The following is a 15945-nucleotide window of genomic DNA, read 5'->3' on the forward strand; positions in this document are numbered from 1 at the left end:
CTGCCGACAAACTCAGGCAAACCCGCCTCAAGCGGCTACACTCACATTACGGAGACCGCAAATTCTACAACAAGGCGCTCCATGGATTTCAATCGCCAGTCCGCTCAAGTATCCCTAGCCTTTCTGATTGCCGCCACTATCACCCTGGGTATGGTGATCCTTACCGGCGTTCTGTTGGGGCAGAGTTTTCATGGCATGGAACAGGCCAGGGTCACTGCGGCAAGGACCACCGTCCACCAACTGGTCATCAGCGTCAATGACCGGATAAATTCCATCACCCAGCCACCGGCGACAGCCCTGGCGGTGCTCCGCCATGGGCCACTCACCAAGGCCCAAACACTGCCTGATCGCCTGGAGCGACTGCCGGTTATCGCAGATGTTCTGGACAGCAGCGAGATCGTCAGTGCTGTCTACGCCGGATATGACGACGGCGACTTTTTCCTGCTGCGCAAGATTACCGGCGACAGTAGCCGACGGTTCCCGGATGTCCCCGAGGGCAGCCGCTACCTGCTTCAGAGCCTGGTCTGGAAGAAAGGCCAGCCGGTTGGTCTCTGGCGCTTTTATGACCGCCAGCTTCGCCTCCTGGAAAACCGGCCCCTGCCAGACTACAACTACGACCCCAGACAACGCCCCTGGTACCAGGCCGCCAATAAAATTGGGGGTATGCAGCTGTCCTCACCCTATGTGTTCTTTTCCACTGGTGAAACCGGGCTAACCCTTTCCTGGCGCGCGAAGAACCAACCCGGAACCGTTCTGGGTATTGATGTCACCATGGATGACCTGGACGACCAGCTCGCTGATCTGAACCAGACCCCGGGCAGCCGTCTGGCCATCATTAACCGTCAGGGGGATGTCCTGGCCAGCTCACTGGCGAAGGAGTCCGACAACACTATTCTGTTCCGGGTTCTGGACAAGCGCGACAGTGGCGCCGTCGTCCAGCTCGAAAGCAACGGGAAAGACTGGTACGGGTTTTCCGCACCGCTTGATGCCCTGCCCAACCAGCAGTTGTATGCGGTTATTGGCATTCCCTCCGACGAGCTGCTGGCGGATGTCTGGTCGGTCCTTGCGCGCCAGACCCTGGTCGCTGGCCTGATTGCTCTGGTGCTCCTGGTGTTCGGCTGGTTTGTCAGCCGCCAGGTGGGGAAACCACTGGAGCAGCTCGCAGAGCGCGTCAGCCGGCTTTCCCGGTTCCGCTTCGACACCCGGATTCGTACCGATTCCCGTATCCGGGAAGCCTCCAGGCTCAGCATCGCCCTGGATGATATGGCCCACACGATTGAAAGCTTCCAGAACATCGCGACAGCCCTTAACCGGGGACAGGATCTGCATCAACTGCTACGCGACATTCTCAGCCAACTGATTCGCATTGTCGGCCAGGAACGTGGCGCAATTTACCTGTTCAGCCAGCACGAAAGTCAACTGAAGCTTGCTGTCGCCCAGGAACTGGACTGTCCCACCACCATAACCACTGTCAGCGCGGGCATGGACGACAATGGACTGATCCGGGAACTGCGCCGCCACGTTGACGGGCATCCGGTCTTTGCTGTCCTGCGCAACCGTAGTCGCAAACTGATCGGCGTCCTGCTCATAGAAATGGAAAAAGGTGAGCAGACCGGCCTCAGCAATGACCTGATCGTATTCGTGGACAAGATCGCCGGGTCTGCCGCGGTGGCGATCGAAACCCGGGAGCTTATTGAAAGCCAGCAGGCTCTTCTGGAGGGCATCATTCACCTGGTCGCCAACGCCATTGATGCCAAATCCCCCTATACAGGAGGCCACTGCGAACGGGTGCCCCGGCTCGCCCAGATGCTGACCGACGAGGCCGAGAAGTCCCGGGAAGGACTGTTCCGCAACTTCCGGATGACAGAGGACGAGCGCTATGAGTTCCATCTGGCCGCCTGGCTCCATGACTGCGGCAAAATCACCACTCCCGAATACGTCGTGGACAAGGCCGTCAAACTCGAGACCATTCACAACCGGATCCACGAAATACGCACCCGATTTGAGGTGTTGCATCGCGATGCGGACATTCGCTATCTCACGGCCTGCCTGGCAGGGGAAAACGAACACCTGGCCGCCGATGAACGCCAGCGCAGACATCGGGAACTACAGGAACAGTTCGCTTTTCTGGCCAAACACAACGAAGGCAGCGAACGCATGCCCGATGACGCAGCCGAGCGAATCCGCCAGATCGGCGCCCAGAGCTGGTTGCGACATTTCAGCGACCGCCTGGGGCTGTCCGAAGACGAACGCCAGGCCATCGCCGGTCAGACGGAGCCGTCACTACCGACGCCTGAGCCACTGCTGGCAGACCGGCCGGAACATCGCCGGGAATGGGGTAACCAGAAACCGCCAGTGCAGCGGGACAACCCGGCCAACCGCTGGGGCTTTGACATGGAACCACCAGCCCACGCCTACAACCGGGGCGAACTGCATAACCTGACGATCCGCTACGGCACCCTGACACCGGAAGAACGTTTCCGTATTCAGGAACACATCGTCCAGACCATCTGTATGCTCGATGCCCTGCCCCTGCCTGACCATCTCACCAATGTGCCAAGACTGGCCGGCACCCACCACGAACGAATGGACGGCCAGGGTTACCCCCGGCGACTGCCGGGAGAAGAGATGAGCATCCCCGAAAGAATCATGGCAGTGGCGGATGTGTTCGAGGCGCTGACCGCCGTTGACCGCCCCTACAAGCGGGGCAAAACGCTCAGTGAAGCCCTCGGACTGATGCACGACATGGTACGGAGGGGACACATTGACCGCTCGGTCTTTGAACTGTTCGTCCGCTCCGGCACCTACCGGCGCTATGCCGAACAGCACCTGCGGCCGGAGCAGATCGATACCGTGGATGAAAGCCTGTTCATGCAGCCCTGAGCAAAAAACCGTATAGTTCACGGACTGATGTTTTAGCCAAGGATCTCTGAATGCTGTTCGCAATCTTTATCGGTGGCCTGATCGGCTATGCCTTTGGCCGCTTTCCCGGGTTTCTGATCGGCGCAGCCATTGGCGCCTTTCTGTTCAATCGCCTCAAAAGCCGACTGATCAATCGGCTACAGGATGTCCAGAACGGGTTTATCGAATCGGTGTTCGCCGTCATGGGTGCCCTGTGCAAGTCCGACGGTGTGGTCAGCCAGGACGAGATCGACATGGCCGAGGCCATGTTTGCCCGCTTCCGGCTGAACGAAACCCAGAAAGCCACCGCCAAGGCCGCCTTCAATCGTGGCAAAGCCCCGGACTTCGACCTGGACGCCGAGCTTGATGACTTCCTGCGCCGATGCGGCCGCCAGCCAGCCTTCCTGCAGATGTTCCTGCAGGTTCAGGTGTCTGCGGTAGCGGCCGATGGCCAGGTGCATCCGGCCGAGCATGAAATGCTGGTGCGCATCGCCCGCCGCCTGGGATTGCCGGAAAGCCAGGTGGACCAGCTCGAAGCCATGCTCCGGGGCGCCCATGCCGGCCAGGCCGGTGGTGCAGGCGGCTATACCACAGGGCAACAACTGGATGACGCCTACAAGGTACTGGGCGTATCTTCAGACGCCTCAGACGCAGAGATCAAGAAGACTTACCGCAAGCTGATGAGCGAGAATCACCCGGACAAGCTGGCCGGACGGGGTATGCCGGAAAGCATGCGGGAAATGGCGGAGGAACGGACCCGGGAAATCAGCCACGCCTACGACGTCATCAAGGACGCACGCAAACAATCCCAGTAACGTGAACGGCGTCCCGCCGGGAATCCTCAGGGTGGGACGCTATAGCCAGCGGGGCACCCGCTGGCAGTATTGTTGATACGGCTCACCAAAGCGTTCGGTCAGAGCTTTTTCCTCCTCCCTGGCCTGGCGCACAATCACCCCGACACCAACCAGCAGACACACCAGCGAAAAAACACTGGGCAGTGCCAGGAAAAATCCCAACTGGCCCATCATCACCGCCAGGAATGCAGGGTTCCGGCTCCGGCCAAAGGGGCCCGAAGTCAGCAATTCGCCTTCCCTCTCTTGCCGATCAATGCCCGAGCGCCAGTTGGCATGCATATAGGCCTGCACATAGTTCACTAGGGTAAATGACAGCAGCAGCAAGAGGGCTCCCACTGCGAGCACCGGCCATTGGTAAAGTGCCGGGAACTGCCCCAGCCACGGGTCTATGTCCACACCGATCCGAACCACGCACACCAGCAGTATGGCCGCCCGGAAAAGATTGAAGATGTGCCGGTGCCACCAGGTCGCCTGGCCACGGGCACCATAGTGAATGTGGGAAAAGCCCAGGCGGGCGTATAACCCCAGGGCGCGGGCCGTAAACTGCAGGCCGATCATCAGGAAAAATATACCAAGAAAAACGCGGACGACGGGCTCCACGATGTCCATTACCCATTCCAGTTCAAGGAGTTGAACTTCAGCTTAGTGCGCCCCCGGCGGCATTGAAAGTGATGTGGCTCAATCATTCCCCATCCCGGGGAAGATCGACAGCACCCGCTGAAAACTTGCCTCGGGTTCCGCCTCCAGAATCAGGGGATCGCCGGTCACCGGGTGAATCAGCTCAAGCCGGGTTGCCGCCAGCATCAGGCGACCCTCACCAAAACGCTCGGCGAAATACCGGTTGTGGCGGCCACGGCCGTGATTGGCATCCCCGATGATGGGATGGCTGATGTGCTTCATATGACGGCGGAGCTGGTGCTTCCGGCCGGTTGCCGGAAACAGCTCCACCAGGCTGTAGCGACTCGTCGGGTAGCGCTCAATCGCGACGGGAATTTCGGTGGTCGCAAGACGGCGATACCGGGTCAGCGCCTCGCGGACCGGCTGTTCCTCGTGTTTCCGGCGCCGGTCTTCCGGCTCTTCCCGCAGCGGGTGGTCAATCACACCGGATTCCGGCGGCCAGCCCCGCACCACCGCCTGATAGGTCTTGGCCATGAGCCCGGCCATCATGGCCTGCCCCAGCCGTCGCGCGGTGTCCGGGTCCAGGGCAAACAGCAGCACCCCCGAGGTCGGGCGGTCCAGGCGGTGTACCGGATAGACATGCTTCCCGCCATTCAGTGCCCGGGCGTACTGCAGCGCGAACTCGGTTTCGTGTCGGTCGATGGGGCTGCGATGAACAAGCAATCCGGCCGGTTTGTGGACCGCCAGTAAGTAATCATCGTAATAGAGAGTGGTCAGGGGGTTCAGCATCAATCATCCCGGCCGATAGACAGGTATAAGGATTCCGGGCGGCCAGCCGTCAGGATCCTGAATCATACATTCCGATGACCGTTTCAGACAGGTGCACTTCATGCGCTGGTACACCAAAAGCATCCTCAACCGCATTCTCACAATCATTGTTGTCGTCAATCTGCTGATTGCAGTGGTTGCCGGCACCTACTTCAGCAACTCCCTCGGCACCCAGGAGCAGTACGACGAACTGGTGTCAAAACGGGTGGCGCATGCTCTGGAAGCCCAGGAGATTCTGGTCCAGTTCAAGACTCAGGTCCAGGAATGGAAAAACGTCCTGATCCGGGGGTCGGATGACGATCAGAGGGAAAAATACTGGCAACGGTTTCAGGCCACCGAAGCGGCTATCCAGGACCAGTTGGATGCGCTCATTCCACGGTTGGTCGCACGGGATGCTATCGACCTGATGACCCGTTTTCAGAAAGCACACAACCGGATGGGTAAGGCCTACCGCGAAGGTTTCCGGGCTTTCGTCGCTTCCGGCTACGAACACAGCGCCGGCGATCAGGCGGTGGCGGGTATTGACCGGGAACCGGCTCAGCTTATCGAGGAAGCCTCGGCATTGATCCGGAACCACGCCACCGAGCGGTCCACCGGCCTTAAAGAAAGCGCAACGGCCAATACCGCTTTCATGGGCGCACTGCTGCTGGCCGCCATTGCCCTGGGCACGCTGGCCTGTGTGCTGGTGCTGATCAAATCGGTGATCACTCCCGCCAAGGAGCTGATTGCCAAGCTGCGCAAGATTGGCGAGGGCGACCTGACCGATCCGGTCACCATGGAGCGCTCCGATGAGCTGGGACAACTGGCCGATACCGCCCGGGCCCTGCACGCCTTCCTCAGTGAAACCGGCACCATGATGAAAAATGACGCCGAGCAACTGGGCCGCATGGGCGCCACCATCCGCGACAACGCCGACACGGTGTCCGGGCAGTCGGACCAGGCCCACGAGCGCATCGACCAGATTGCAACGGCGATGAATGAAATGTCCGCGACCGCCCAGGAGGTCGCCCAGCACGCCTCATCGGTGGCGGGCCAGGTGGATGACACCACCAATCAGACCCGTGAGGCAGACAACCAGATCCACCAGGCGGTTGAAAGCATGGATCGTCTGACCGACCAGATCCGCAGTTCATCCGAAACCGTCAAGGGACTCGCCGAAAGCGGTATGCGGGTCAGTGATGTCATGAAAGTGATTCGGGAAATCGCCGATCAGACCAACCTGCTGGCCCTGAACGCCGCCATTGAAGCGGCCCGGGCCGGCGACGCAGGCCGCGGCTTTGCGGTGGTGGCTGATGAAGTCCGTAACCTGGCCGCCAAGACCCAGGAAGCCACGGTCGAGATTGACGAGATCATCGCCAGCATCCAGACCGGTTCCCGGGACGCCACCGAATTCATGGGGGCCTCCGAGATTGTGGCCAGGGATAGCAGCGATATCGTCAACACGGTCCGGCACACCCTGGAGGCGATCACCGAACGTATGGTCGCCATCAACGACGCCACCACCCAGGTGGCCACCGCCGCCGAGGAACAGACCAGCGTCAGCGAGGACATCAACCGCAACGTCACCGAGGTGGCGGATATCTCCGAAGCCATGCACAAGGCCGCCGAGGACAACCGGCGCACCGTGCCGGAACTGGAGGATATGGCCCAGAAAGCCCAGAAACTGGCCGGCCGTATCCGTCAGTGATCCTCACCGGAGCCGGATAAGGCCTTCAGGCGTTGTCCGGCTCTGTCCCCCAGCACCAGCAGGGCCGGTGTTACCAGCAGCGTCAGCAGGGTGGCAAAGGTCAGTCCGCCGGCAATGGCGCTGGAAAGCTGGGTCCACCACTGGGTGGACGGCGCTCCCAGCCCGAACGACGGCGACAGCAGATCCACGTTGATTCCCAACACCATGGGCAGCAGCCCCAGCACCGTGGTCACGGCGGTCAGCAGTACCGGCCGGAACCGCACGCAGCCGGTCTCCAGCGCCGCCTCAAACGCGCCCAGCCCGTCCTGTTTCATCTGGTTGAAGGTATCAATCAGGATGATGTTGTTGTTCACCACAATTCCGGCCAGGGCAATCACCCCCATCCCCACCATGACCACGCCGAAGGGCTGGCCATTGAACAGCAGCCCCAGCAGCACGCCAGCCGTGGACAGTACGATGGCCGAAAGCACCAGCAGGGTCTGGTAGAACGAGTTGAACTGGGTCAGCAGGATCAGCAACATCAAGCCCAGGGCCACCACGAACGCGGTCATCAGGAAGGTTGCGGCCTGCTGCTGGTCTTCGTTCTCACCAGCCAGACGCACTGTTACGCCTTCCGGGACCTCTGGCATCTGTTGCTGAAGCGACTGCAGCAACTGGGTCACCTGTTCACCGGGGCCCACGTCGGATTTGATGGTGACGGTACGCTGACCATCCACCCGCACAATGGTGGCCGTCTTGTCGCCAGGCTCCAGGCTCACAAACTGGGACAGGGGCACCTGGCCCCGGCTGGTGCTGATGGTCTGGCGTTCCAGTTGGTCCAGTTCCCGCCAATCCCGTGGCACGCGCACGGCAATGTCCACCTCGTCGCGGACATCCTCCGGTCGATAGGTCGCCAGTATCAGGCCGTTGGTGACCAGCCGTACCGCGCTGCCGATGCTCAGAACATCGGTTCCAAACCGCGCGGCGGCCTCCCGGTCCACTTCCAGGCGCCATTCAATACCGGGCAGACTGCGGTCATCCTCGATATCGACAAAGCCCCCCATGTCACGCATGGCCTGCTCGATCTGCTCCACATGACTGTCTATCAGGCGACTGTCCAGACTGCTGACCAGTATTTCCACCGGCTTACCCGTATTGGGCCCACCCTCCTGCTCACGGAATTCCAGTTCGATACCGGGAATATCCGCCGTGCGTTGCCGGAAATCGGACAGGATCGCGCTCGCAGGCCGCCGGGTGAACCAGTCATTGAACTGGAACTGCAGAACCCCGATCACATCCGGCGCCATCTGGCTACTGGTGGTCAGCATTGAACGGGCATAGAGCGCCTTGACCTCGGCCATGCCCTGAAGACGACGCTCCACCTCCCGGACAATGGCATCCCGTTCGTAGACGGACAGATCGCCACGGGCGCGCACCTGGACCTGGGCGGAATCCGGCTCGACACTGGGAAAGAACTCAACCCCGTGATTGAACCGGCCGTAAGCGGCGTAGATCAGCGCAATCACCACCAGTGCGCCCAACAGGGTCAGCACCGGCCTGGCGAGCAGGGCCGATAGCACCTTTCGGTACAGAGCCATAAAGCGCCCACCTTCCGAAGGCAGCCGGGTCCGTCGCCCGCCACTGACACTGCCCAGCACAGGCAGAAAGATCAGCGCCATGGCCAGGGATGCCAGCAGGCAGATCAGTACCGTCATCGGCAGGTATTGCATGAATTCACCCACCACCCCGGGCCAGAACAGCAGGGGCACAAACACCGAGAGCGTGGTGGCGGTGGAGGCAATCACCGGCCAGGCCATGCGTGACGCGGCCTCCACCCAGGCGGTACGGACCGGCTGGCCCTCATTCAGGTTCCGGTCCGCCAGCTCGGACACCACGATGGCACCGTCCACCAGCATGCCGGCGACCAGAATGAGGCTGAACAGCACCACGATGTTGAGGGTCACCCCCATGCTCCAGATCACCAGAATGCCGGTCAGGAAGGCGCCAGGGATGGTCAGTCCCACCAGCAGGGCGGATCGGGGCCCCATGGCGGCAATCACTACGATGATCACCAGTACGATGGCTGTCAGTACGTTGTTGAGCAGGTCGTACAGGATATCCCGGACCTCATCAGACTGATCCATGATGTAGCGGATATCCAGGGTGTCCGGGAGGTGCCCACTGGCCCGGTCAATCAGAGCCCTCACCTGCTCCACGGTTTCGAGGATGTTGGCCCCGGAGCGCTTGGAAACTTCCAGCACCACCGCCGGCTCGCCATTGATGCGGGCAAAGCCGGTGGGATCCTTGAAGGTCCGCTGCAGGATGGCGACATCGCCGAAGGTCACCACCGTGTCGTCGTCCACTTTCACCGGCATGGCCATCACGTCTTCGATGTTTTCAATCACGCCCGGCACTTTCAGCGCCATCCGGCCATTGCCGGTATCCAGGGAGCCAGCCGCCACCAACTGGTTGTTCCGGCTCACCAGGGACGCGAGCTGGTCGAAATCCAGTCCGTAACTCTCCAGCACCTGGGGATCAGCAACGATTTCCAGCAGGTCTTCCCGGTCGCCCCCGATCTCCACTTCCAGTACCTCGGGGATCGCCTCGATCTCATCCTGCAGGCGCCGGGCAATGGTGATCAGCTCCCGCTCCGAGAGCGGGCCGGACAGGCCCACCGAAAGCACCGGAAACAGGGAGACATTGATTTCGTTGACGCTGGGTTCATCCGCTTCCGAGGGCAGCTTGGTGCGGGCGGTGTCCACTTTTTCCCGAACATCCTGCAGGGCTTTGTCCGGATCAAAACCGGCATCGAACTCCAGCATCACCGAGGCATGCCCTTCCGAGGCGGTACTGCGCATTTCCTTGATGCCCTCAAGGGAGCGCAGTTCCTGTTCCATGGGCCGGATCAGCAGACGCTCCCCGTCTTCCGGGCTCACGCCCTCCAGGGTCATGGAGATATAGATCATCGGGATGGTGACATCCGGATTCGATTCCTTGGGGATGGCCTGGTAAGCGGCCAGACCACCCAGAATCAGGAACGCGAACGTCAGCAGCGTGGTGCGACTGCGGTCCATCGCCGCAGCAATCAGCGCCCTCATGATTCAGCCCTGCCCGTCGGTGGCATCAACGGCGACGACGGTGTCGCCCTCGGACACAAACCCGGCGCCCCGGGTAATCAACCGGACTTCATCCGGAAGACCGGTCACCCAGGCGCCCTCACTGGACACATTGAGCAGGCGGACCCGGCCGAACACCACCCGATCCTCACTGTTCACGTATTTCAGGCCGGGCCGTCCGGCATCGTCCAGGGCCAGATAGGCAGGTGACACAAACATGGCCTGACGCTCCGGCAGGTGGATGTTCAGGGTTGCCGAGGCGCCCGCCGTGCGGTGGCGTTCAGGGTTGTCGACATCCACTTCCACGGCAAAGGTACGGGTACTGCTGTCAGCGGCGCTGGCCACAAAACTCACCTGTCCCGCAAGCTCGGTGCCATCGAGCAGGGTCACCGTCACGGTCTGGCCAACCGCCACCTGCGCCACCTCCTGCTGGGGAATGTGCCCGGTCGCTTTTAGCCGGGCCACCTGGACAATCTCAAACAGCGGCGTGCCCACCTGGACCAGAGTGCCCTCATCCACTTCCCGGCGGTTGATCATGCCGGCAATCGGCGCTCCCGGCTCCAGATGCGACAGAGCCAGCTCCGCCGCCTCCAGCTCCGCCCGGGCGGCGGCCAGATCGCTTTCCAGACCGAGGATGTCGGTTTTTGCGGCCAGGTTCCGGGACCCCAGGCTACGGGCAGCGTCCAGATCAGCTGCCAGTTTCCGGACACGGGCCCGCCGTTGGGTGACCACGGAATCACGCCCGTCCGTCGACAGGGTCAGCAGTGGCTGCCCCGCCTCTATCCGGTCCCCGAGAGCCACATGCAATTGCTCCACCGTGCCCGCCACTCTGGCACCCACATCGACCGACTGCCAGGGTTCGAGCTGTCCCTGCAAACGCAGCATCGGCTGATAGGTTTCGGCCGCCAGTGCCCGCACCTGAACGTGCGTTGGTGACGTCTCAGCGGCAGTGGATTCCTCCGGCGCCTGCTCCCTCGCTTCCTTGACCTCACCGGTTGCCATCCAGATCACCAGAATCACGATGACCAGAAGAGATAATCCGAGGGAACTCCACCTTGCTTTTGTCATTGCCTGTCCGTTGTCGACTGCTCACTGGTTGGCTCCGGCTGACAGCCGGCCCGATCAAAAAGGTTGCATCCTTATCAGGACGTGGGGTAGATTTTACACATTGTCCGAATTCATGCAGAGCAGCATCTCGAATTTATGAATCTCAACGCGGTAGTCGTCCTTGTGAAGCTTGTCCTGGTGGTCGTGGTGCCAACCGGGGGCTTTTGCGTGGATGAACGGGTGAGATAGCGACAACCTGACAAGACACCAGAAGCCCCCGGCACCGAAAGGTCCCGGGGGCTTTTTTTTGCACCGAAGAAAAAGGGAAAACGACCATGAACGGCGCACAGCACATCCTTGACGCGTTCCACCGCCACAACATTGGTACCGTATTCGGCTATCCCGGCGGCTGCATCATGCCGCTATACGATGCCCTGGTGGACGATGTCGGTGTGGACCACGTGCTGTGCCGCCATGAACAGGCCTGCGCCCTGGCGGCCGATGGCTACGCCCGTGCCAGCGGCAAGCTGGGTGTGTGCATCGCCACCTCCGGCCCCGGCGCTACCAACCTGATCACCGGCGTTGCCAACGCCCACCGGGATTCCATCCCCATGCTGGTAATCACCGGCCAGGTGGCGTCGGGCATGATCGGCACCGATGCCTTCCAGGAGACCGACGTTCTGGGAATGACGCTGGGCATCGTCAAACACAGTTACCTGGTGGATGACGCGGAGGCCCTGCCTCAGATCATGGAGGAGGCCATGGCACTGGCTACCAGCGGGCGGCCCGGTCCGGTCTGGATCGACATCCCCAAGGACATCCTGTTAACCGAGGTAAAAGCCCTGGCGCCGTCACAGAGCTCAACACCGGAACCCGGCACTCCGGACATCGCCGAAGCCCTGGCCATGCTGCGAGAAGCCAGACGCCCCCTGCTCTATAGCGGCGGAGGGGTGTCCCTGGCCAATGCCGAAGACCGTTTCCGCGCCTTTGCCAATGCTTCGGCCATGCCCGGCGTGGCCACGCTCAAGGGCATCGGCAATGCCGGCAAGCACAACCCGAACGACCTGGGCATGCTCGGGATGCACGGCTCCCGGGCTGCCAACCGGGCCGTTGAAGAGTGCGACCTGCTGTTTATTGTCGGCGCACGCCTGGACGACCGCGCCACCGGGAAACTGGACGGTTTCGCGCCCAATGCACGCACCATCCACATCGACACAGATGCGGCGGAAATCAGCAAACTGCGGGCAGCAGATGTGGCCCTGCGCGGTAACCTGAACGGCATTCTGGCCGCCTTCACCCGCGAACTGGAACGACAACCACTGACCATCGACGATTGGTGGAGCCAATGCCAGACCTGGCGCACCACCGGAGGCTTCCAGGCTGCCGATAACGAAGAACCCTTGGCCCCAATTACCGGCCCTGTCTTTATCCGCCAGCTCTCCCGAATCACCGCCGACAACACAGTCATTGCCTGTGATGTGGGCCAGCACCAGATGTGGGTGGCCCAGCATTACCACTTTGATCATCCCCGCCATCACCTGACCAGCGGCGGACTGGGCACCATGGGTTACGGACTGCCAGCGGCCATTGGCGCCCAGTTCAGCGACCCCGGCACCACAGTCATCAATGTTGCCGGCGATGGTTCCTTCATGATGAACGCCCAGGAACTGGCCACCATCCGCCGCTACCGGCTGCCGGTGAAGATCATCATTCTCGACAACCAGTGCCTGGGCATGGTCCGCCAGCAACAGGAGCTTTTCTACCAGAACCGGGAAAGCCAGATTGATCTGGACGACAACCCGGATTTCATGGCCATGGCCCGGGCCTTCGATATCCCGTCCCTGCACATTGAGCGCACCGACCAGATCCGCCGGGGTATCGAAACCATCCTGGCCTACGCCGGCCCGATGCTGCTGCATGTCTCGATCAGCCGCGAGGAAAACGTCTGGCCGATCGTCAAACCTGGAGCCAGCAACCACGAAATGATGGATGAACCCAAACGCACCACCGCCCAAAAGGAACACGTTGCATGAAACCCAAGACCCAAACCTCACTGCCCGGTTATACCCTGACCTGTCGCATGGCTCACGAGGCTGCGGCGCTGGAACGGCTGTGTCAGGTGGTACGCATTCGCGGCTTCCGGATCACCCGAATGAACCTGCAAAGCACGGACGGGCAACTGGACATAGCCCTCACGTTGGAGGGCTCGCGTCCTATCGGGATGTTGCAGTCACAACTGGAAAAGTTGCATTCGGTAGCGGGGGTTGTTCTTGATGAAGGGGCGTCTCAGACCCGGAGTGCATGAGACGCCTGTTTGCGAGCCTACCTGAGAGTGTCAGGGGCGACTCCCTGACACCTCTGATATCCGGCATTCCTGGCCAGAGCCCTGAAGACAGGGGTTAAAGCAATTCAATGGCCACCGCAGTACCTTCGCCGCCGCCGATGCACAGAGACGCCACACCGCGCTTGAGCCCGCGCTGCTTCAGCGCATTGATCAGAGTGACCATGATGCGCGAGCCAGAGGAACCAATCGGGTGCCCGAGGGCACAGGCGCCGCCATAGACATTGACCTTGTCAGCCGGCAGGTCCAGCGCATTCATGGCCGCCAGTGTCACCACGGCAAACGCCTCGTTGATCTCGAAAAGATCCACGTCACTGACCGACCAGTTGGCTTTTTCCAGTACCTTTTCGATCGCCCCGATGGGTGCCAGCGTAAATTCCGACGGCAAGCGGGCGTGGGTAGCATGGGCAACAATCCGGGCCTGGGGCTGAAGCCCTCTTGCTTCCGCCTCCGCAGCCGATGCCAGCACCAGGGCAGAGGCACCGTCACTGATGGAACTGGAGTTGGCCGCGGTCACGCTGCCATCCTTGGCGAACGCCGGCTTCAGGTTGGGGATCTTGTCAGGCCGGGCATTGCCCGGTTGCTCGTCAATCTCCACCAGGGTGTCGCCACCACGGCCGGAGACGGTCACCGGCGTCACCTCTGCATCAAACCAGCCTGCCTTGATGGCCTCGTTGGCGCGCGCCAGGGAACGAATGGCAAAATCGTCCATGGCCTGGCGGCTGATGTTTTCCTTGTCGGCCGTGCGCTGGGCGAATACGCCCATCAGGCCGCCCTCATAGGCGTCTTCCAGGCCGTCCAGGAACATGCTGTCCAGCACCTGGCCGTGCCCCATCCGCATGCCGCCCCGGGCTTTGGGCAGCAGATAAGGCGCCTGGCTCATGTTTTCCATGCCGCCGGCAATCATGATGTTGTTGGTGCCCGCCTTGATCTGGTCATGAGCCATGATCACCGCCTGCATGCCCGAGCCACACATCTTGTTGACGGTGGTACAACCGGAACCATCGGGAATACCGGCACTGCGGGAGGCCTGACGGGCCGGTGCCTGGCCCAGCCCGGCCGGCAGTACACAGCCCATGATCACTTCCTGCACATCCGCCGGTTGCAGTCCTGCCCGCTCAATGGCCGCCCGAATGGAGGTGGCGCCCAGTTCCGGGGAACGTACCGAACTCAGTGAGCCCATCATGCCGCCCATGGGCGTCCGGGCGGAACCTGCGATAACGACGTCGTTGTTACTCATCTTAATGTCCTCTCAAATCTCGGTGCCAGCCGAGCGGCGGATGGTCTCCCGGGACACGCGGTGAATACGTCCCTGTACGCTCGACCAAAACATCCCTGTTTTGGACGGTCCCGGGAGACCATCCGCCACTCGGCTATCCAGTTGTGAGTTTGCTTATCCGCTTCAGACCTTGCCCAGCACGGAGCGGGCGATGATTTCCTTCATCACTTCGGACGTACCGCCGTAGATCCGCTGTACACGAGCATCCACAAAGTTCCGGGAGATCGGGTACTCGGAGGTATAGCCGTAGCCGCCGAACAGCTGCAGGCAGCCGTCGGCCACCCGGCACTGCATCTCGGTGGCGCTGTACTTGGCCATGGAGGCGGTGGGGGCATCCAGTTCACCCGCTTCATACTGCCGGATGCACTGATCCACGAAAGCCTTGTTGACCCGGTAGTCGGTTTCCATCCGGGCAATCTCGAACCGGGTATTCTGCAACTGGGCGAGTTTCTGCCCGAAAAGCTCCCGCTCCTGGGCATAGGCGATGGTCATATCCAGGGAACCGCGCGCGGCGGCAACGCCCAGGGCCCCGATAACCAGCCGTTCCCGGGGCAACTCCTGCATCAGGTAAACAAAGCCCTGGCCTTCCTCACCCAACAGAGCCGAAGACGGAACGCGCATGTCCGAGAAGAAAAGCTCGGAGGTATCGCCGCTGTGCTGACCGATCTTGTCCAGATTCCGACCCCGGCTGAATCCGGGCAGTGTGGTATCGACCAGGAATAGGCTGATGCCCCGGGCACCGGCTGCCGGATCGGTCCTGGCTGCCACGATCACCATATCCGCGTGCTGGCCATTGGTGATGAAGGTTTTCGATCCGTTGAGGATGTAATCCCCGCCGTCTTTTACCGCACTGGTCCGCATGGCCTGCAGGTCGCTGCCGGCACCCGGCTCGGTCATGGCGATGGCGCCAACCAGATCACCGGAGACCATTCCCGGCAACCAGCGCTGCTTCTGTTCCTCGTTGGCCAGATGGCTGATGTAAGGCGCCACGATGTCCGAATGCACCATGACGTTGGTGGACAGGGCACCAAACCCCATCCGCGACATTTCCTCGCTCACCACCACCGAGTACTGGAAAGGCGCACCACAGCCGCCACACTCCTCCGGCACATCCACACAGAGCATGCCGGCCTGGCCCAGAGTCTGCCAGAGCTGCCGGGGCACGATCCCCTCCTGCTCCCAGGCCTCATAGTGCGGAGCCACTTCTGTCTCCAGGGCGCGGATCACCGAATCCCGGAACAGTGACAGTTCTTCCTGATCAACAGGCTCACTCATGATTACCACCTCATGGCTGT

11 protein-coding genes are annotated in these 15945 nt (G+C 61.4%); 5 read left to right on the top strand and 6 right to left on the bottom strand.

Annotation, left to right across the window (positions count from 1 at the left end; genetic code table 11):
* The first annotated feature begins 81 nt into the window (after window positions 1–81).
* A complete protein-coding gene (locus tag HNR38_RS09235) occupies window positions 82–2883 on the top strand; it encodes an HD domain-containing phosphohydrolase (protein WP_183702654.1) in 2802 nt (933 codons plus the stop codon).
* A 50-nt stretch (window positions 2884–2933) separates the two neighbouring features.
* The gene (djlA, locus tag HNR38_RS09240; RefSeq protein ID WP_183702665.1) at window positions 2934–3716 is read left to right on the top strand and encodes a co-chaperone DjlA; all 783 of its coding nucleotides are present in this window, start codon (window positions 2934–2936) and stop codon (window positions 3714–3716) included.
* A gap of 39 nt (window positions 3717–3755) precedes the next feature.
* Here djlA and HNR38_RS09245 read toward each other — a convergent pair whose 3' ends face one another.
* Both HNR38_RS09245 and HNR38_RS09250 read right to left on the bottom strand, forming a co-directional pair.
* Window positions 3756–4364: a methyltransferase family protein gene (locus tag HNR38_RS09245; protein ID WP_183702668.1), complete on the bottom strand. Its 609-nt coding sequence runs from the start codon at window positions 4362–4364 to the stop codon at window positions 3756–3758.
* 69 nt (window positions 4365–4433) lie between these two features.
* Window positions 4434–5162, bottom strand: coding sequence for a pseudouridine synthase (locus tag HNR38_RS09250; RefSeq protein WP_183702671.1), 729 nt, complete (start codon window positions 5160–5162; stop codon window positions 4434–4436).
* A 100-nt stretch (window positions 5163–5262) separates the two neighbouring features.
* Between HNR38_RS09250 and HNR38_RS09255 the strand changes: the two genes are divergently transcribed.
* The gene (locus HNR38_RS09255; RefSeq protein WP_183702674.1) at window positions 5263–6888 is read left to right on the top strand and encodes a methyl-accepting chemotaxis protein; all 1626 of its coding nucleotides are present in this window, start codon (window positions 5263–5265) and stop codon (window positions 6886–6888) included.
* Here HNR38_RS09255 and HNR38_RS09260 read toward each other — a convergent pair.
* Both HNR38_RS09260 and HNR38_RS09265 read right to left on the bottom strand, forming a co-directional pair.
* Entirely contained in the window at window positions 6882–9965 is a 3084-nt protein-coding gene (locus HNR38_RS09260; protein WP_183702677.1) for an efflux RND transporter permease subunit, read from the bottom strand. The two genes, HNR38_RS09255 and HNR38_RS09260, sit on opposite strands and share 7 nt — an antisense overlap.
* Window positions 9966–9968: 3 nt before the next feature.
* Window positions 9969–11051, bottom strand: coding sequence for an efflux RND transporter periplasmic adaptor subunit (locus tag HNR38_RS09265; RefSeq protein WP_183702680.1), 1083 nt, complete (start codon window positions 11049–11051; stop codon window positions 9969–9971).
* A gap of 314 nt (window positions 11052–11365) precedes the next feature.
* Here HNR38_RS09265 and ilvG point away from each other — a divergent pair, with 314 nt between their 5' ends.
* Window positions 11366–13063 carry an acetolactate synthase 2 catalytic subunit gene (ilvG, locus tag HNR38_RS09270; protein ID WP_183702682.1) on the top strand — a complete coding sequence of 566 codons (1698 nt, stop codon included), beginning with the start codon at window positions 11366–11368 and terminating at the stop codon, window positions 13061–13063.
* Window positions 13060–13335 (top strand): ACT domain-containing protein, encoded by a 276-nt coding sequence (locus HNR38_RS09275; RefSeq protein WP_183702685.1) that lies wholly within the window; start codon window positions 13060–13062, stop codon window positions 13333–13335. The genes ilvG and HNR38_RS09275 overlap by 4 nt, the downstream gene beginning before the upstream one ends.
* 94 nt (window positions 13336–13429) lie before the next feature.
* Here the strand turns inward: HNR38_RS09275 and HNR38_RS09280 are convergent, their stop codons facing one another.
* Together HNR38_RS09280 and HNR38_RS09285 are read right to left on the bottom strand one after the other, a co-directional pair.
* A complete protein-coding gene (locus HNR38_RS09280; protein WP_183702689.1) occupies window positions 13430–14611 on the bottom strand; it encodes an acetyl-CoA C-acyltransferase in 1182 nt (393 codons plus the stop codon).
* A 162-nt stretch (window positions 14612–14773) separates the two neighbouring features.
* Window positions 14774–15925, bottom strand: a complete 1152-nt coding sequence (locus tag HNR38_RS09285; protein ID WP_183702692.1) for an acyl-CoA dehydrogenase family protein — start codon at window positions 15923–15925, stop codon at window positions 14774–14776.
* Window positions 15926–15945 lie beyond the last annotated feature (20 nt).

The sequence above is a fragment of the Marinobacter oulmenensis genome (assembly GCF_014201735.1).
Lineage (GTDB): Bacteria > Pseudomonadota > Gammaproteobacteria > Pseudomonadales > Oleiphilaceae > Marinobacter > Marinobacter oulmenensis.